Below are 17,708 nucleotides of genomic sequence, written 5' to 3'. Positions count from 1 at the left end.
ATTCAGGCTGGGTGTATACCGCCTTTATTATTGATGTGTTCTCACGAGCCATTGTTGGATGGAAAGTATCTACACGAATGAATACAGATATAGTGCTCGATGCATTGGAGCAAGCATTACATGATCGAGGCATGCCAAAGCACGTGATTCATCATTCCGATAGAGGTGTGCAATATCTTTCCATTCGCTATACCAATCGTTTAGAAGCAGCAAATTTACGAGCATCAGTTGGTACGACTGGTGATTCATACGATAATGCTTTGGCTGAAACGGTGAATGGCTTATACAAAACAGAAGTGATTGAATATCTAAAAGCAGATTGGCAAGGTTTAGTAGATGTACAACTTGCGACATTAAACTGGGTGGATTGGTTCAATAAAAAGCGTGTACATAGTGCTCTAGGTTATGTATCGCCATTTGAGTTTGAAGCAATGTACTATGATAAGGTTAATCCGTTAGGTCAGGTGGCCTAACTTAAATAAAAATCTCTCCGATAAACCCAGTACGGTTCAGTGGATAATAGAAATGAAAATGAAGTAGAGTTATTACTAGATTTTTATTATTTATCAAGAAAAGAACTAGCAAAGAATAATGTCTTTAAATTTTTAATTTTAGATTTTTTAACGGAATTGGAATTACATTTAATAAAAGAATATTCTCTAAAACTGAATAAACCATTATCTATCATTATATTTCAAGATGATCCTTGGTTTAATAGTGAATTTAATTTAATAGAAAAAAGAAAAATAAAGATTAACAAACATACTTATGAGTTAATTTCTGATGCGACATTAGTTGCAGAAACTCAGGTACGTTGCTTTGAAAAATATTATGCTGAAAGTTCAGGTATTACAATAAGGTTGAACAATTTTATACCAATAGGTTTATCTATTTTACCAATGCTAGATGAAAGTCTGCTTCTGTCTTTTGCAAAAAAGTTTTTTGAATATATAGGTAACAGTGATCAGATTGTAATGGAAAAGGAAGCAGTTATTTTAAATGCAATGAAATTTGGTGATATTCAAGATTTCAATGAGTTAATTGAAGTAATTGGCGTAGCTTTTTTACAAGAGGTTTATTATTTTAATTCTATAAAATTTAATGATAATGAAAAAAAATTCTGGGAAAAATTTCTTGGCTTATGTAGTTGAGCTGAGTGATGCAGAAAAAATAGAGCCATTTGGCTCTATTTTTATGGAATGACATCAGATGTGTCGCCGAATGTCATTGGATGTGTCGTAAATGTCACTGGTTGTGTCATCTAACGTGATCTATTACCAGCTTAACGCACCACCAGTTTGATAGTCTGTTACGCGAGTTTCGAAGAAATTCTTCTCTTTACGTAAGTCCATCATTTCTGACATCCACTGGAATGGATTGTTCACACCAGCGAATTGCTCAGGTAAACCTAATTGAGCTAAACGACGGTTTGCGATGAACTTCAAGTATTCTTCCATCATTGCAGCATTCATACCCAATACACCGCGTGGCATTGTGTCACGTGCATATTCGATTTCAAGCATCGTACCTTCAAGAATCATTTGAATGATTTCTTCTTGGAACTCAGCAGTCCACAAATGTGGGTTCTCAATCTTGATTTGGTTAATCATATCGATACCAAAGTTCAAGTGCATTGACTCATCACGTAAGATGTACTGGAATTGCTCAGCAACACCATTCATCTTGTTACGACGACCCATTGACAAGATTTGAGAGAAACCACAGTAGAAGAAAATACCTTCAAGAACACAGTAGAATGCGATCAAGTTGCGAAGCAAGATTTGATCTGTTTCAGGGGTGCCTGTTTTGAATGTTGGATCACTCAATTCTTGAGTGTACTTCAAGCCCCATGCAGCTTTACGCGCAACTGATGGAACTTCGCGGTACATGTTGAAGACTTCGCCTTCATCCATACCTAAAGATTCGATGCAGTATTGATAAGCATGCGTGTGAATCGCTTCTTCAAATGATTGACGCAAGATGTACTGACGGCATTCAGGGTTAGTAATGTGTCGGTAAATCGCAAGAACCAAATTATTTGCAACCAACGAATCGGCAGTAGAGAAGAAGCCTAAAGAACGCATCACGATGGTACGCTCATCTTCAGTTAAGCCATCCTCTGACTTCCAAAGTGCGATATCGTGGTTCATGTTAACTTCTTGTGGCATCCAGTGGTTTGCACAACCATCGAGATATTTTTGCCAAGCCCATTCGTATTTGAATGGAACAAGTTGGTTCAAGTCAGCGCGACAGTTGATCATTGCTTTATCATCAACTTGAACACGTTGAGCGCCCATTTCTAACTCTTCAAGACCTGGAGCAACGTCCAAATGTTCTAAGGCGTTAGATGCTCTTGCCAACGGATCGGCTGAATTTGTTGTTCCGTTTGAACTGGTTCGAGCGGGTTGTGCAGCTGCCACACGCGTCGGTTCGTTGCGTGCATCAGATACCACTTGTGGATTAGGCGCTTTTTGCGGTTCGATGGGCGCAGACTGCTGTGCTTGTGCAGTTTGTTTCGGTTCATCATCTTCGAAATCGTCCCAACTGAGGATAGACATATCAATTCTCTCTACGTTGCTTATATCTTTTTATTCAGACATCTCAACGTGAGACATCCTACTATACGCTTATATTGTGTAAGCAAAATTAAGTTTTGCCGATGAATGTACTCAATTTGTTCGTTTGAGTAGATTGAATTTCCGCACTACTTATTTTGCTTACGCTTCTGTTGTTTGCGAATGGCTAAAAATGCATAGACCATCGGCGTGTAAAAGAAAATAAAGGCAAAGACCAATACAGCAAGTCCTAACATATAGTTATGCGTCATATGGTGCATGGTGGTTTCCTTCATTTCTAAATAGTGGACTTCCGGAATAATCTAGAAATCCACGTTAAACTCTCAAAATAATTACTTGGTTTTAAGAATTTGTTTAATCGTCGTTTTTGGATGAGCTAAAGCATAAGCTTTAGTCACGAAGCGACCATCAATGGCACTTTTATAAATCACGCGCTTAGACATAGTCTATTCCTCCTTTCTCAAAGAAAATGACTTGTACTGGCTCGAGATAGTTTTCAGTGCTACAATCTATCTCGCATTGCTATGCCAGCCTCTTTGTGACCATTTTGATATCACATCGAGATTGAAAAGCCTTCTACGAGTTTTGATCGGCCTGTAGAGGGCTTTTTTATTGCCTAAATTTTTTTAATCCCCCTAAGTCCCCCTTGTGCAAAGGGGGACTTGCATCCCGCCATTTGCTTCGAGGAATCTCCCTCCTTTATTAAAGGTGAGAAGCAAAGCTTGCAAGGGGGAGGATTTAAAACCTGTCAGATTACTGACAAGCTTCGCAATCAGGATTGTCAATTGAACATGCCATTGGCACTGGCGCTGCTTGCTCGAAGCCTTCTTCTGACGCTGCTGCTTCAGGCTTAGCTTCTTGAGCAACTGCTGCCACTGGCGCTGCAACTGTCGCAGGTTTAACTGCGTTTAATGCACCTGTGTTAATCGTAGATTTCTCAGCAGATGTCGCACCCAATGCACGAAGGTAATAAGTCGTCTTAAGACCACGTAACCATGCCATCTTATACGTGATGTCCAATTTCTTACCATTCGCACCAGAGATGTAAAGGTTAAGAGATTGTGCTTGGTCGATCCATTTTTGACGACGTGATGCAGCATCAACAATCCAGCGTGCTTCAACTTCAAATGCTGTCGCGAAAATTGCTTTTAACTCTTCAGGAATACGCGCAATTTTTTGTACTGAACCTTCGAAATGTTTCAGGTCATTGACCATTACAGAATCCCAAAGACCACGTTCTTTTAATGCACGAACGAGGTAAGGGTTGATGACAGTGAACTCACCAGACAAGTTCGATTTCACATATAAGTTTTGGAATGTTGGCTCAATAGATTGAGATACACCACAAATATTTGAAATGGTTGCAGTTGGTGCAATTGCCATCACGTTCGAGTTACGCATACCATCTTTTTGAACTTTGGCACGTAACGTGTCCCAATCCAAACGTTGTGTGCGATCGACTTCAAACATACGTTCTGGGCGAGATTTCGCAACCAGCTCAAGAGAGTCAATTGGTAAAATACCTTGATCCCACAATGAACCTTTAAATGTTTCATACGTACCACGTTCAACCGCCAAATCGCTTGAAGTTTGAATCGCGTAGTAAGAAATCACTTCCATAGACTCATCTGCAAACTCAACCGCAGCATCAGAACCGTAAGCAATCTTCATTTCGTATAGTGCATCTTGGAAGCCCATGATACCCATACCCACTGGACGGTGTTTCAAGTTTGAATTACGCGCTTGTGGAACTGCATAGTAGTTAATGTCGATGACGTTATCGAGCATACGAACTGCAGTTTTAATCGTGCGAGCAAGTTTCTCACGGTCTAATTGACCACCTTGAACGTGTTGAACAAGGTTGATTGAACCCAAGTTACATACCGCAATTTCATCTTTGCTTGTGTTCAATGTAATTTCAGTACACAAGTTAGAAGAGTGCACCACACCTACGTGTTGTTGCGGTGAACGTAAGTTACATACGTCTTTGAATGTGATCCACGGGTGACCTGTTTCAAATAACATTGATAACATTTTGCGCCATAAGTCTTTCGCACGGACTTTCTTATGAAGCATGTCTGTTTCTTTCGCAATGCTTTCGTAGTAAGCATAACGTTCTGCGAATTCAGCACCCGTTAAATCGTGAAGATCTGGTGTTTCAGACGGGGTGAAGAGTGTCCATTCAGCATCTTCAAATACACGTTGCATGAACAAATCTGGAACCCAGTTTGCAGTGTTCATATCGTGTGTACGACGGCGGTCATCACCCGTGTTTTTACGAAGCTCTAGGAATTCTTCGATATCCAAGTGCCAAGTTTCAAGATATGCACATACCGCACCTTTACGCTTACCACCTTGGTTAACTGCAACGGCTGTATCGTTCGCTACTTTAAGGAATGGAACAACACCTTGCGATTTTCCGTTAGTACCTTTGATGTATGAGTTCAAGGCACGAACTGGTGTCCAGTCATTACCTAAACCGCCTGCCCATTTAGACAACATTGCGTTATCACGCATAGCGCCATAAATATCGAACAAGTCATCATCAATCGTTGTTAAATAACAGCTTGATAACTGAGGACGTAATGTACCTGAGTTAAATAGAGTCGGCGTAGATGCCATGTAATCGAAGCTAGAAAGTAAGTTATAGAATTCGATTGCACGATCTTCACGGTTGTCTTCATTGAGCGACAAGCCCATAGAAACACGCATGAAGAATAATTGTGGTAATTCGAAACGTACGCCATCAGAGTGGATAAAGTAACGATCAAATAATGTTTGAAGACCTAAATATGTAAATTGATTAGAGCGTTCTGGTTTAATCGCAGCCGCTAATTTTACAAGATCAAAATTTAATAATTCTGGAGAAAGAAGCTCTAGCTCAACACCTTTTTTCAAGAAGGTTTCAAGCGCATCATTTTCAAGCGTGTCTTTAGATAGACCAAGAAACTCAAGACCGGTTGCGACTAAGTTGTCACGCAATAAACGTGCAGTGACATACGTATAGTTTGGTTCTTGTTCAATACGTGTACGTGTCGCCATCATCATCGTTGTAGAGATGTCTGATGCTTTAACACCGTTGTATAGGTTTTTTACAGTTTCATCGATGATCGCTTGAACATCAATGCCTTCTAAGCCTTCGCTAGCTTTTTCAATCTTCGCTTGTAAACGACTCAAATCTAATGGTTGGAGCTGACCATTTTGACCTGTGATCTGAAGAGTAGGGTGATGATGAGCACCTAACTCTTTACGCGCTTCAGCACGTTGTTCACGATAGATCACGTATGCACGCGCTACTTTTTGTTCACCTGTGCGCATTAAAGCTAATTCAACTTGATCTTGAATTTCTTCAATATGAATCGTGCCACCAGAAGGTAAACGACGCTTAAATGTATTCATCACCATCTCAGTCAGCTGAGTAATACGATCATGAATTCTGCTCGAATCTGCACTTGGTTGACCTTCAACAGCCAAAAATGCTTTACCAATTGCTACAGAGATTTTATCTGCATCAAAAGTGGCAACATCACCAGTGCGTTTAATCACTTGAAGTTGACCAGGGGTTGTATTAGCGCTCATTTCAGCGTCGCTCCATTCTCATCATTTTTATGCTTATGGACCATTTGAATCGGATACAAACTCAAAAAATGAGCTATCGCGATATTTGAGGGTAAACACAAGACTTAGTGGTTTAATGTAAATTAAGACACAAGATACGGTAAATTTCAGGGTAGATCAATATTGACATTTTGATAATTTTTTTTCTGAGTTTAACACTCAAATTTCCCTATACTTTTTCCACGTTCCGCCATTTTGTTATGTAGTCAGCGTCACAGGGTGCTAAGCATAACAGAGACTTTTTAGAGTGCTTATAGATAAGTTTGTGGATAACTCTGAAAGTGCAAATTGCTTCTCGAAAATAATTTTTTTGAAATATTTTGTTTAAAATATCATCAAATTGATTTGTGTTTGAAAGTTTAAAGTTGATTGAAAAATATTGATCGACTTGGCAAAACTATCTATTTATCAATAGTTAATAAAAAGATAACAAAAGACTACGCTCGTGTATCAGTTTCGTGAACAGGCTCTTGTTTACAATGTAAACGTGTGTATATTGCAAAACATATCGATGTAAATCTGTGAAGTTTAATCAGCAGATATCGTAACAATATAGGGGCATTCTATGAGCCAAGAAGAAAAGTTACCAAAGATTTTGATCGTTGAAGATGACGAGCGTCTTGCGCGTTTAACGCAAGAGTATTTAATTCGTAATGGATTAGAAGTTGGGGTAGAACCAGACGGTAATCGTGCAATCCGTCGTATTATCGCAGAGCAACCGGATATGGTGGTGCTGGATGTTATGCTTCCTGGTGCTGATGGTCTAACTGTTTGTCGTGAGGTTCGTCCACATTATCATCAACCGATTTTAATGTTGACTGCTCGTACTGAAGACATGGATCAAGTATTGGGTCTTGAAATGGGGGCAGACGATTATGTTGCGAAACCAGTTCAGCCACGCGTTCTATTAGCGCGTATTCGTGCTTTGCTTCGTCGTACAGACAAAACACCAGAGGATGAAGTTGCTCAACGTATCGAATTTGATGATTTAGTGATTGATAATGGTGGTCGTTCTGTAACCTTAAACGGTGAGCTTGTAGATTTCACAAGTGCAGAATATGACTTATTATGGTTGTTGGCATCTAATGCTGGTCGTATCCTTTCACGTGAAGACATTTTTGAGCGTCTACGTGGTATTGAATATGATGGTCAAGACCGCTCAATTGATGTTCGTATTTCTCGTATCCGTCCAAAAATTGGTGATGATCCTGAAAATCCTAAACGTATTAAAACCGTGCGTAGTAAAGGATATTTATTCGTTAAAGAAACCAACGGGATGTAATCACATCCCCGCGGTAATGCCCTCACTCCTCAGAAGGTCATACCTTAGTGTCTAAACACAGTATATTCCTGCGTATCTACGCAGGTCTCGTCATTTTGGTGGTGCTGGTTGCCATATTTGGTTATTTGCTTGTGCAAATCATCAACTATCAACGCGCGCAGGAATACCGTGAGTCATTGACTGATGGGATTTCGTACGTCATTAGCGAGGGTGTTTCAAGACAACAAACCATGCAACAAAGAATGGATTGGATATCAGATGCATCTGATTTGCTCGAACTTCCAATCTATTATCTAGAATCTGATAAAGTCGAACTTTCACGCACCGAAAAATATCGTTTAGAAAAGCGCAAAGCAGTGGTGCGGTATGACGCCAAAGAAAGTATTGCTTATGTCATTATTGGTTTAATAGATGACCCTGAGCATTTACTTTATGTGAAAGTGGATAATATTGGTGAGCGTCAAATGAAGGCCTTGCCAATCTTTGTATGGGAATACTTGGTTTATTATCCAGGGCAGGAAAGGGAATATCTTGCAAAAATTAAGCAACACTTTTCTTATGATTTAAGCATTCAAAATCTTTCTGATCTCAATTTAGATTCCGAGCAAATTGGTCGTTTACGTGCGGATCAAGGGGTTATCCTGTATCAGGATAGCGCTAGCATTCGTGGTACTACGATTTCTGTCATTTCTCCAATGACGAATTCGTCTGGTGACGTATTGGTGATGGGACCAGTGCCAATGTTCAATTGGATGCCATTCCAATTGGCGGCAGGGATTACTTTGCTGAGTATGTTTATTTTGTCGCTTGGTGTGTATGGTCTGATTGTCCCAATGCAACGCAAGTTGAAGCAAGTTAACTCAGCCTTAAATGTTATGCAAAAAGGGGATATGTCCGTTCGCGTTCCTGTCGAAGGATATGATGAGTTAGCACATTTGGCAGCCAGCTATAACAGTATGTCAGATCATATACAGCGTTTGATCGAAGCTCAGCGAGAGTTAATGAGAGCTGTATCACATGAGCTGCGAACGCCAGTAGCACGTATTCGCTTTGGTATGGAAATGTTGGTTGATGAAGAGGATTATGAGTATCGTCAGCAACAAGTAGAAATGATTGATAAAGACATTGAGGCTTTAAATACCCTCATTGATGAAATCATGACCTATGCTAAGCTTGAGCAAGGCATGCCTTCTATTGATTTTGAGGAAATTCGACTATACGAAGTGCTTGAGCAAGTCGCTATTGAAACTAAAGCATTAAAAACCAATAAAAATATTCAATTACATTTGCCATCACAAGCTTTGGTGGTGGATGCTGAACGCCGTTATTTACATCGTGTAGTACAAAACTTAGTCGGAAATGCGATCCGATACTGCGATGATACAGTGCTGATCACTGGTGGAATTGATGCTCAGGGAATGGCGTATATTTCAGTTGAAGATGATGGTCCGGGGATTCCAGAAGAGGATCGTAAGCGAGTCTTTGAAGCTTTTGCTCGCTTGGATGATAGTCGTACACGTGCCTCAGGCGGATATGGTTTAGGCTTGTCTATTGTAAGTCGAATCGCTTATTGGTTTGGCGGTTCGATTCAAGTGGATCAAAGTCCTAAAATGGGCGGTGCACGATTTACTATGCAATGGCCAGCTAAAAGATTTAAAAAGAAGAAGATTGTTCAAACCAGTCAAACATCAGAATAAAGCAAGAATTAAAAAAGCGCGATTAAGCGCTTTTTTTATATTTTATATTGCTTTTTATTGGTAATTATTGGCATTCGGTTCAATGATGCGTTTTCCTTGTTTAAGTGCATTTAAGGCATCGGCATTGAAATCGATCAGTAAACTGTTATTGGTTGCATCAATATGATAATTGCTAATCAGTTTTTGATCCCCGTGAATGGTCTTAACTGTATATTCATCTGCGATGTTGAGAATAGCATCAAGATTAGTGGTTGTAGAGGCGAGGTCTTGGCGGAAAATTTGATAAATATCGCGTAAATCAAAAATAGCATTCGTTGCATCAGGATGTTTTTTGATATAGCTGTCTAAATGATGGACGATCAACTGAGCAAATAAAAAATAGTTAGGTTTGTGTGTGAATTCTAGACTCATAGATCTTCTCCTTATTATTTAATTGAGCATATAACGAAAATCAGCACGATTTGTATAAAGTTAATTAAAACATTGTAAGCAATTAAAATTTAAAACTTTTAAAATAGAATAAATCAAAAATAATTGAGCCATATTGGTGCAAAAAAAGCTAACCTAACACGAATGGTAAAACTAAGAAAGTAATAGTGGGTGGATTGAGGCCGCTTGAATTTTTTGAATGATTATTCGGAAAAAATAATCAGTATTATCACCTTGATAACTTTCTGCGATTAAATAAGGTTTTATTGACTTTAATCACCATCAAATCTGGAAAAAGGGCAAAATTCATCCTAAAGACTTAGAGGGATTGGCTAGCAACAGAAATCATAAATCAGGTACAATTGGCGGGATTAATTTTGTGTTTGGTGTATTTGAAGGCCAATACATACATTCTTTGTTAATAAATAGGCCTGCCAGGAGTTATCCCCGCATGAGTGCCATTACTCCATACGATTGGGCAATAATTGCCTTCGTGATCGGCGTTACATTTTTATGCGTCTTTATGCTCACTGTCCCGCTACTCCTAGGGGGTAAATCGTGGGGACGTGCTAAGCAAGAGCAGTTCGAGTCAGGCGTAGTTAGTGCTGGTGGAGCACGAATTCGTCTATCTGCAAAATTCTATTTGGTTGCAATCTTCTTCGTTGTGTTTGACTTAGAAGCGCTCTATCTCTATGCATGGGCTGCGTCAGTTCGTGAAGTGGGTTGGATCGGTTTTGCAGCAGCAGCTGTATTTATTTTAGTTTTACTCGTTGGCTTGATTTATGAGTTGTCTACTGGTGCATTAAATTGGGCGCCATCTGATAAGCGTAAAGCAGCAGGGATTAAACCTAAAATTGGTTCGCCAAATATGGATCTCGCAGAAATTACTCGCTTCAACTCAATTGAGGAGTTGGTGGTTGACCCTACAGGTCAAATTCCAGCGCAATCATCTGGTCGTGTAAAAGCTTCGCCAACGACTACATCATCTGATAAGGAGTAATACGGGATGAAATATACATTAACCCGTGCGAATCCGGATGCTGATCAGTATCCACTTCAAGAGCGTATCGTTGTAGAAGATCCGCTTCTACAAGAAGAAGTGAATAAGAATGTGTTCATGACTCGTTTAGAGGATTTGGCGCATACAGCAGTAAACTGGGGTCGTAAAAACTCAGTTTGGCCGTTCAACTTTGGTACATCTTGCTGCTACGTAGAGTATGCAACGACTTTAACAGGCGTGCATGACTTGTCACGTTTTGGTGCCGAAGTAATTCGTGCTTCACCACGTCAAGCGGACTTGATGATTGTTGCGGGTACATGCTTCGTCAAGATGGCACCTGTAATTCAACGCCTTTATGAGCAAATGTTAGAACCTAAATGGGTGATCTCAATGGGTGCATGCGCAAACTCTGGCGGTATGTATGACATTTACTCGGTTGTACAAGGTGTCGATAAAATCATTCCAGTGGATGTGTATATTCCAGGTTGCCCACCGCGTCCTGAAGCATTAATCCAAGCGTTGATGTTATTGCAAGACCAAATTCAATTAGAGCGTCGTCCGCTTTCTGCGGTGATCGGTGATGATCTTAAGCCAGTTTATAAGCCAAAGATGCAGCCTGAACGTGACCGTAAGAATGCTGAACGTATTGCAGTAAAACACTTACGCTCTATGGATGAAATTAAATAATCTTAACGGCAAATAATATTGATGCACCCGCTTGGGTGTAATTGTCGTTTTGGTTGAATGAATTTGTATTAAATAGGAAGCCAAGCCAATGGCTGAAACTGACATTGCTATGCCAGAATCAACTCCAGTTGATTCACGCCCAGCATTTGCAATTGTAGAAGAGCTCAAAACCAAGTTTGGTGAGAATTTCTACGTGCAAACGACTTTTGAAGACTTTCCAACAGTCTGGGTTGAGCGCTCACGTGTACAAGACGTATTAATGTTCTTGCGTACAGTGTCACGTCCTTACGTGATGTTGTTTGACTTGTCAGCGGTAGATGAGCGTTTACGTACTCACCGCGATGGGTTACCTGCGTCTGACTTCACTGTGTTCTATCACTTGTTGTCACTAGAGCGTAATACGGATATTCGTATTAAAGTTGCGTTGAATGAGTCTGATCTCAATATTCCAACAGCAACCAACATTTGGCCAAATGCCAACTGGTACGAACGTGAAGCTTACGATATGTTCGGCATTAACTTCGAAGGGCATCCAATGCTCCGTCGTATTTTATTGCCAACGTATTGGGAAGGTCATCCGTTGCGTAAAGAATATTCTGCACGTGCGACTGAATACACACCTTATCGTCAGAACCAAGCGAAACAAGATTTCGAACAAGAGCATTTACGTTTTGTACCTGAAGATTGGGGTCTAAAACGCGGTAATGCTGATGAAGACTTCATGTTCTTGAACTTGGGTCCTAACCATCCATCTGCGCATGGTGCATTCCGTGTGATCTTGCAGTTAGATGGCGAAGAAGTGAAAGACTGTGTGCCTGATATCGGTTATCACCACCGTGGTGTGGAAAAGATGGCTGAACGTCAAACTTGGCATTCATTCATTCCGTATACTGACCGTGTTGACTACTTAGGTGGTTGTGCGCAAAACATGCCTTATGTGATGGGTGTGGAGCAGATGGCAGGGATCACTGTGCCAGAACGTGCGCAATGTATTCGTGTCATGATGTCGGAACTATTCCGTATTAATAACCACTTGCTTTATATCGGTACAGCGATTCAGGATGCCGGCGGTATGACCCCAGTATTCTATATGTTCGCCGATCGTCAAAAGATCTATGACGCGATTGAAGCAATCACGGGTTACCGTATGCACCCAGCATGGTTCCGTATCGGTGGTACTGCACACGATCTTCCAAACAACTGGCAACATTTGATCCGTGAAATTTTGGATTGGATGCCTAAACGTTTGAAGGAATATCATACTGCAGCACTTAAAAACTCGGTATTTGAAGGTCGTACCCGTAATGTTGCGCAATACGATGCAAAATCTGCATTGGCATGGGGTGTAACAGGTACAGGTTTACGTGCAACAGGTATTGATTTTGACGTACGTAAATATCGTCCATATAGCGGTTATGAAAATTACGACTTCGAAGTGCCTGTAGAATACGAAGGCGATGCATATGCACGTGTGATCGTTCACTACCGTGAAATCGAACAATCTTTAAAAATCATCAAGCAGTGCTTGGATAACATGCCATCTGGTCCTTATAAAGCGGATCACCCATTGGCTGTTCCACCACCGAAAGATAAGACACTACAAGACATTGAAACTTTGATTACGCACTTCTTAAGCGTGTCATGGGGTCCTGTCATGCCAGCAGGTGAAGCATCTGTTATGGCGGAAGTGGTAAAAGGTGCATCGAACTACTACTTGACTTCAGACAAGTCAACGATGAGTTACCGTACCCGTATTCGTACACCAACCTTCACGCACTTACAGCAAATTCCTTCTGTAATTAACGGCAGTCTTGTATCTGACTTAATCATTTATTTAGCGACGATTGATGTCGTAATGGCTGACGTGGATCGCTAAGGGGTACGCATTATGATGATTTTGACTGATAAAAAGCCACGTGTGAATGTCGAAGGGATTTTAACTGCGGAAGAAATCCACGAAATCGAGCATCACATTGGTCATTACCCATACCCACGTGCGGCATGTTTAGATGCACTTAAATGTGTTCAACGTCGTAATGGTTGGGTGGATGATGCGCAAATGAATGCGATTGCGCAGATGTTGTCAATGAGCCTTGCTGATTTGGAAGGTGTGGCAACATTCTATAACCGTATTTACCGCCAGCCAGTAGGTCGCAACGTAATTTTGCTTTGTGATTCTATTGCTTGCTTCTTGATGGGTGCAGAAACTTTAGCAGAAGCATTCCAACGCGAACTCGGGATTTCATTTGGTCAAACGACTGCTGATGGTCGTTTTACTTTGCTCCCGATTTGCTGTTTAGGAAACTGTGATAAGGGTCCAACCTTGATGATTAATGAAGATACTCACGGCCTAGTAGAAGTTTCTTCAGTGAAACAGTTATTGGAGAAGTATGTATGAATACTGAACCAAAACCGATTTATGGCGACGGTAACCCAGAAACTCACCCATTAACATGGCGTTTGAGCAAGCAAGAATTTGTTCATAGTGTAGAAGACTATGAATCTCTTGAAGGGTATGAGGGTTTCAAGAAAGCACTCACAATGCCGCCTAAAGATGTATTGGAAATCATTAAAGCAGCGACTGTGAAAGGTCGTGGTGGTGCTGGTTTCCCTGCAGGGATTAAATGGTCGCTCATGGCGCCAAATGACAATTCAGGTCCTCGTTACTTGATTTGTAATGCCGATGAGATGGAACCAGGTACATTCAAAGACCGTTTGTTGATGGAAAAGCTTCCTCATCAATTGATCGAAGGGATGTTAATTGCAGGTTATACACTTGAAGCAACCCATGGTTATATTTTTATCCGTGGTGAATACATCGAAGCTGCGAAGTATTTGAACCAAGCTTTAGAGCAAATTCGTGCCAAAGGTTACTTGGGTGAAAACATCCTTGGTTCTGGCTGGAATTTTGAACTACATGTGCACACTGGTGCGGGTCGTTATATCTGTGGTGAAGAAACTGCATTGATCAACTCGCTTGAAGGTCGCCGTGCAAATCCACGTACAAAACCACCATTCCCACAAGTTGCAGGTGCTTGGGGTCGTCCTACGATTGTGAACAACGTAGAGACCTACAATAACTTGCCAGCCATTATGCTGCGTGGTCCTGAGTGGTATATCAATTTATCTGCAGGTAAGTCGAAAGATCCAGGCACTAAAATTTATGGTGCATCAGGTAAAGTGAAATTCCCTGGTCTTTGGGAGCTTCCATTCGGTACAACTGCACGTGAAGTGATTGAAGAACATGCGGGTGGTATGCGTGATGGCTTAAAGCTTAAAGCGTGGTTACCAGGTGGTGCATCAACTGACTTTTTAGCAGCTGAACACATCGATCTTCCAATGGATGCGGAAAGCATCATGAAAGCAGGTTCGCGTTTAGGTACGTGTTTGCTCATGGTGGTTGATGAAACTCAATGTATGGTTTCAGCAACACGTAACTTAGAAGAATTCTTTGCGCGTGAATCATGTGGTTTCTGTACACCATGTCGTGATGGTTTACCTTGGGCGGTGAAAGCGCTTAAAGCACTTGAAGATGGTACAGGCAAGAAAGAAGACATCGATCATTTGCAAGAGCTTACACGTAAGCTTTGGATTGGTAAGACTTTCTGTGCTCACGCTCCTGGTGCTATGGAACCACTCATGGGTGCACTCAAATATTTCCGTGGCGAATTTGAAGCGAAAGTGGTGAATGCCGCTGCTCAAGTTAGCAACGTAGAACAAGCTTAAGGAATTCGACTATGGCTACAATTCATGTCGATGGCAAATCGTATGAAGTCAATGGCTCAGAGAACTTGCTACAAGCATGCTTGTCTTTGGGTATTGATATCCCGTACTTTTGTTGGCATCCATCCTTAGGTTCTGTCGGTTCTTGCCGTCAATGTGCTGTAACTCAATACGCGAATCCAGAAGATACTCGCGGTCGTTTAGTTATGTCATGTATGACACCTGCAGCTGACAATACCTACATCTCGATTGAAGACAAAGAAGCAAAAGATTTCCGTGCGTCTATTGTTGAATTCTTGATGACGAACCACCCACATGACTGTCCAGTCTGTGAGGAAGGTGGTCACTGTCACCTCCAAGATATGACTGTGATGACACAACATGACCGTCGTCGTTACCGTTTCACGAAACGTACGCATTACAACCAAGAACTTGGTTCGTTCATTGCACACGAGATGAACCGTTGTATCGCATGTTACCGTTGTGTTCGTTACTATAAAGACTACGCAGGTGGTACAGACTTCGGTGTGTATGCAAACGCTTCACGTGTTTATTTTGGTCGTCCAGAATCAGGTACTTTAGAGTCTGAGTTCTCGGGTAACTTAACTGAAGTATGTCCGACGGGCGTATTCACAGACAAAACACACTCTGCACGTTATAACCGTAAATGGGACATGCAGTATGCGCCAAGCGTCTGCCAAGGCTGTTCTTCAGGTTGTAACATCTCTCCGGGTGAGCGTTATGGTGAATTACGCCGTGTAGAAAACCGTTTTAACGGTGAAGTCAACCAATACTTCCTGTGCGATAAAGGCCGTTTCGGTACGGGTTATGTGAACCGTGAAGACCGTCCACGTCAACCGCAATTCCGTTCAGGTAGCAATGTAGAGACTGTTTCAGTTGATACAGCGTTAGACACCGTGATTGAGAAAATCCAAGGCAAAAAAGTATTGGGTATTGGTTCTCCACGTGCATCTCTTGAGTCTAACTTTGCGCTTCGTGAATTGGTTGGACAAGCAAACTATTCAACAGGTATGTCTCAAAAAGAGCAAAACTTGGTTGAACTTGCTGCATCAATTATGCAAACCGAGGGTGTATATAACCCAGGTATGCGTGAAATTGAAAGTTACGATGCTGTCTTAATTCTCGGTGAAGATTTAACTCAAACTGCACCACGTATGGCATTGTCTGTACGTCAAGCTGCGAAAAACAAAGCCAAAGAAATGGCTGCAGAACGCCGTACACAAGAATGGTTGGCTGAACCAGTACAACGTATTGCTCAAGACGAAAAATCACCAATTTATATCTTGGCTGCGACTCAAACACGTTTATCTGACGTAGCTACTGGTGAAGTCGTTGCTTCTCCAAATGATATCGCACGTTTAGGTTTTGCTGTTGCTGCGGCGGTGAAAGGTGAAAGTATTACCGGTTTAGAAGAAGATGCAAAAGCATTTGCTCAAACCATTGCTGACACTTTAAAAGCTGCAAAAAAACCATTGATTATCTCTGGTACAAGCTTGCAAGAAGCTGCAATTATGGAAGCTGCTGCACAAGTTGCACAGAATCTGGGTAATGCGGGTCTAACTTTGACTGTTCCTGAAGTGAACTCAATGGGCTTAGCAATCTTTGGCGGTAACAGCCTTGAGCAAGCATTTGCACAAGACTATGACACTGTCGTGATTGTAGAAAACGACCTTTATCGTCGTTTACCTGCAGTGCAAGTAGATGCTGCTTTGTCTGGTAAAGACGTGATCGTGCTTGACCATTCAGAAACTGAAACGGTGAAAAGAGCGAATATCGTTCTTTCTGCAGCGAGCTTTGCTGAAGGTGACGGTACTGTGGTATCTCAAGAAGGCCGTGCACAACGTTTCTATCAAGTGTATGACCCAAGTTACTACAAACCAGAACTTGCGATCAAAGAATCTTGGCGTTGGTTACATGCCATTGAAACTGGCGTGAAAGGCAAAGCAATTTCTTGGACTGTGCTTGATGATGTCATCGAATCAGTTGCCAAGAATGTACCTGCGCTTGAAGCCATTCAAGATGTAGCACCAGATGCAGGATTCCGTGTCCATGGTCTTAAAGTGGCACGTGAACCACGTCGTTACTCTGGTCGTACTTCACTTCGTGCGCCGTTATCTATCCATGAGCCTAAACAACCAACTGATCAAGACTCTGCATTAACATTCTCTATGGAAGGTTATGTCGGGAACCAAACGCCGTCAGCGTTAGTTCCATTTGCATGGTCAGCAGGTTGGAACTCGCCACAAGCTTGGAATAAGTTCCAAGAATCAGTGGGCGGTTCTTTAAAAGGTGGTGATTCAGGTATTCGTTTATTTGATCGCCTTGCGAAATTACCAGCACGCACATACGTTGCACCAGCACCAGTTCTTGTAAATGCTGAGAGTTTCCGCCTTGTTCCAATGCATCATATTTTTGGATCTGGTGAATTCACAGTGAAAACACCTGCAATGGAGTCTCGTATTCCAGAAGCGGTATTTGCAGTGGGTGAACAAGATGCAGCGCGCTTGAATGTGAAAGATGGCCAAAACATTACTGTGAAAGCAGGTGAGGCTTCGATCGTTCTTCCTGTTCAAGTCATTGAATATTTACCTACAGGTTATATTGGTTACCCAATTGGTCTCGCGCCAACGGTATCGTTAGCTGAGCCTGTATCAGTCGCGGTAGGAGCATAATTC

14 protein-coding genes are annotated in these 17,708 nt (G+C 41.5%); 10 read left to right on the top strand and 4 right to left on the bottom strand.

The window, feature by feature from the left end; translation table 11 throughout:
- Together AC1M9J_RS10205 and AC1M9J_RS10200 are read left to right on the top strand one after the other, a co-directional pair.
- A partial coding sequence (locus tag AC1M9J_RS10205; RefSeq protein WP_481952260.1) for an IS3 family transposase occupies nucleotides 1-473 on the top strand: 473 nt, incomplete at its 5' end.
- Between the two features lie 39 nt (nucleotides 474-512).
- Entirely contained in the window at nucleotides 513-1,151 is a 639-nt protein-coding gene (locus AC1M9J_RS10200; RefSeq protein ID WP_481952259.1) for a hypothetical protein, read from the top strand.
- Between the two features lie 123 nt (nucleotides 1,152-1,274).
- Here the strand turns inward: AC1M9J_RS10200 and AC1M9J_RS10195 are convergent, their stop codons facing one another.
- From AC1M9J_RS10195 to AC1M9J_RS10185, 3 genes are all read right to left on the bottom strand, one after another.
- Nucleotides 1,275-2,558 (bottom strand): ribonucleotide-diphosphate reductase subunit beta, encoded by a 1,284-nt coding sequence (locus AC1M9J_RS10195; protein ID WP_035267248.1) that lies wholly within the window; start codon nucleotides 2,556-2,558, stop codon nucleotides 1,275-1,277.
- A gap of 146 nt (nucleotides 2,559-2,704) precedes the next feature.
- Nucleotides 2,705-2,836: a preprotein translocase subunit YajC gene (locus AC1M9J_RS10190; protein ID WP_481587302.1), complete on the bottom strand. Its 132-nt coding sequence runs from the start codon at nucleotides 2,834-2,836 to the stop codon at nucleotides 2,705-2,707.
- A gap of 493 nt (nucleotides 2,837-3,329) precedes the next feature.
- Entirely contained in the window at nucleotides 3,330-6,155 is a 2,826-nt protein-coding gene (locus tag AC1M9J_RS10185) for a ribonucleoside-diphosphate reductase subunit alpha (RefSeq protein WP_481589064.1), read from the bottom strand.
- Between the two features lie 604 nt (nucleotides 6,156-6,759).
- Between AC1M9J_RS10185 and bfmR the strand changes: the two genes are divergently transcribed.
- Both bfmR and bfmS read left to right on the top strand, forming a co-directional pair.
- Entirely contained in the window at nucleotides 6,760-7,476 is a 717-nt protein-coding gene (gene bfmR / locus AC1M9J_RS10180) for a response regulator transcription factor BfmR (protein WP_035267251.1), read from the top strand.
- Nucleotides 7,477-7,523: 47 nt separating this feature from the next.
- Nucleotides 7,524-9,173: a sensor histidine kinase BfmS gene (bfmS, locus tag AC1M9J_RS10175; protein WP_092766946.1), complete on the top strand. Its 1,650-nt coding sequence runs from the start codon at nucleotides 7,524-7,526 to the stop codon at nucleotides 9,171-9,173.
- A 54-nt stretch (nucleotides 9,174-9,227) separates the two neighbouring features.
- Here the strand turns inward: bfmS and AC1M9J_RS10170 are convergent, their stop codons facing one another.
- Nucleotides 9,228-9,584: a hypothetical protein gene (locus AC1M9J_RS10170; RefSeq protein ID WP_481952258.1), complete on the bottom strand. Its 357-nt coding sequence runs from the start codon at nucleotides 9,582-9,584 to the stop codon at nucleotides 9,228-9,230.
- Nucleotides 9,585-10,053: 469 nt separating this feature from the next.
- On the opposite strand from AC1M9J_RS10170, the gene ndhC reads away from it, so the two are divergent.
- The 6 genes from ndhC to nuoG all read left to right on the top strand — a co-directional run bounded on the left by ndhC (nucleotide 10,054) and on the right by nuoG (nucleotide 17,705).
- Nucleotides 10,054-10,602 (top strand): NADH-quinone oxidoreductase subunit A, encoded by a 549-nt coding sequence (gene ndhC / locus AC1M9J_RS10165; RefSeq protein ID WP_035267255.1) that lies wholly within the window; start codon nucleotides 10,054-10,056, stop codon nucleotides 10,600-10,602.
- 6 nt (nucleotides 10,603-10,608) lie between these two features.
- Nucleotides 10,609-11,289, top strand: a complete 681-nt coding sequence (locus AC1M9J_RS10160; protein WP_035267257.1) for a NuoB/complex I 20 kDa subunit family protein — start codon at nucleotides 10,609-10,611, stop codon at nucleotides 11,287-11,289.
- 88 nt (nucleotides 11,290-11,377) lie between these two features.
- Nucleotides 11,378-13,165, top strand: a complete 1,788-nt coding sequence (gene nuoC / locus AC1M9J_RS10155) for an NADH-quinone oxidoreductase subunit C/D (RefSeq protein ID WP_035267259.1) — start codon at nucleotides 11,378-11,380, stop codon at nucleotides 13,163-13,165.
- A 12-nt stretch (nucleotides 13,166-13,177) separates the two neighbouring features.
- Complete coding sequence (nuoE, locus tag AC1M9J_RS10150; protein WP_035267260.1) at nucleotides 13,178-13,687, top strand: NADH-quinone oxidoreductase subunit NuoE; 510 nt, start codon at nucleotides 13,178-13,180, stop codon at nucleotides 13,685-13,687.
- The gene (gene nuoF, locus AC1M9J_RS10145; RefSeq protein WP_035267262.1) at nucleotides 13,684-15,015 is read left to right on the top strand and encodes an NADH-quinone oxidoreductase subunit NuoF; all 1,332 of its coding nucleotides are present in this window, start codon (nucleotides 13,684-13,686) and stop codon (nucleotides 15,013-15,015) included. The genes nuoE and nuoF overlap by 4 nt, the downstream gene beginning before the upstream one ends.
- 11 nt (nucleotides 15,016-15,026) lie before the next feature.
- Nucleotides 15,027-17,705: an NADH-quinone oxidoreductase subunit NuoG gene (nuoG, locus tag AC1M9J_RS10140; protein ID WP_481952257.1), complete on the top strand. Its 2,679-nt coding sequence runs from the start codon at nucleotides 15,027-15,029 to the stop codon at nucleotides 17,703-17,705.
- The last annotated feature ends 3 nt before the right edge of the window (nucleotides 17,706-17,708 follow it).

Source organism: Acinetobacter sp. ANC_7588, from assembly GCF_056783995.1.
The sequence above is the reverse complement of the archived record's forward strand: the minus strand, read 5'-3'. Positions and strand labels throughout refer to the sequence as shown.

What these genes read in the sequence shown, in the direction of transcription:
- AC1M9J_RS10195 (WP_035267248.1), bottom strand. Translation starts at nt 2,558, where the DNA reads ATGTCTATCCTCAGTTGGGACGATTTCGAAGATGATGAACCGAAACAA.
- AC1M9J_RS10190 (WP_481587302.1), bottom strand. Translation starts at nt 2,836, where the DNA reads ATGCACCATATGACGCATAACTATATGTTAGGACTTGCTGTATTGGTC.
- AC1M9J_RS10185 (WP_481589064.1), bottom strand. Translation starts at nt 6,155, where the DNA reads ATGAGCGCTAATACAACCCCTGGTCAACTTCAAGTGATTAAACGCACT.
- bfmR (WP_035267251.1), top strand. Translation starts at nt 6,760, where the DNA reads ATGAGCCAAGAAGAAAAGTTACCAAAGATTTTGATCGTTGAAGATGAC.
- AC1M9J_RS10170 (WP_481952258.1), bottom strand. Translation starts at nt 9,584, where the DNA reads ATGAGTCTAGAATTCACACACAAACCTAACTATTTTTTATTTGCTCAG.
- ndhC (WP_035267255.1), top strand. Translation starts at nt 10,054, where the DNA reads ATGAGTGCCATTACTCCATACGATTGGGCAATAATTGCCTTCGTGATC.
- AC1M9J_RS10160 (WP_035267257.1), top strand. Translation starts at nt 10,609, where the DNA reads ATGAAATATACATTAACCCGTGCGAATCCGGATGCTGATCAGTATCCA.
- nuoC (WP_035267259.1), top strand. Translation starts at nt 11,378, where the DNA reads ATGGCTGAAACTGACATTGCTATGCCAGAATCAACTCCAGTTGATTCA.
- nuoE (WP_035267260.1), top strand. Translation starts at nt 13,178, where the DNA reads ATGATGATTTTGACTGATAAAAAGCCACGTGTGAATGTCGAAGGGATT.
- nuoF (WP_035267262.1), top strand. Translation starts at nt 13,684, where the DNA reads ATGAATACTGAACCAAAACCGATTTATGGCGACGGTAACCCAGAAACT.
- nuoG (WP_481952257.1), top strand. Translation starts at nt 15,027, where the DNA reads ATGGCTACAATTCATGTCGATGGCAAATCGTATGAAGTCAATGGCTCA.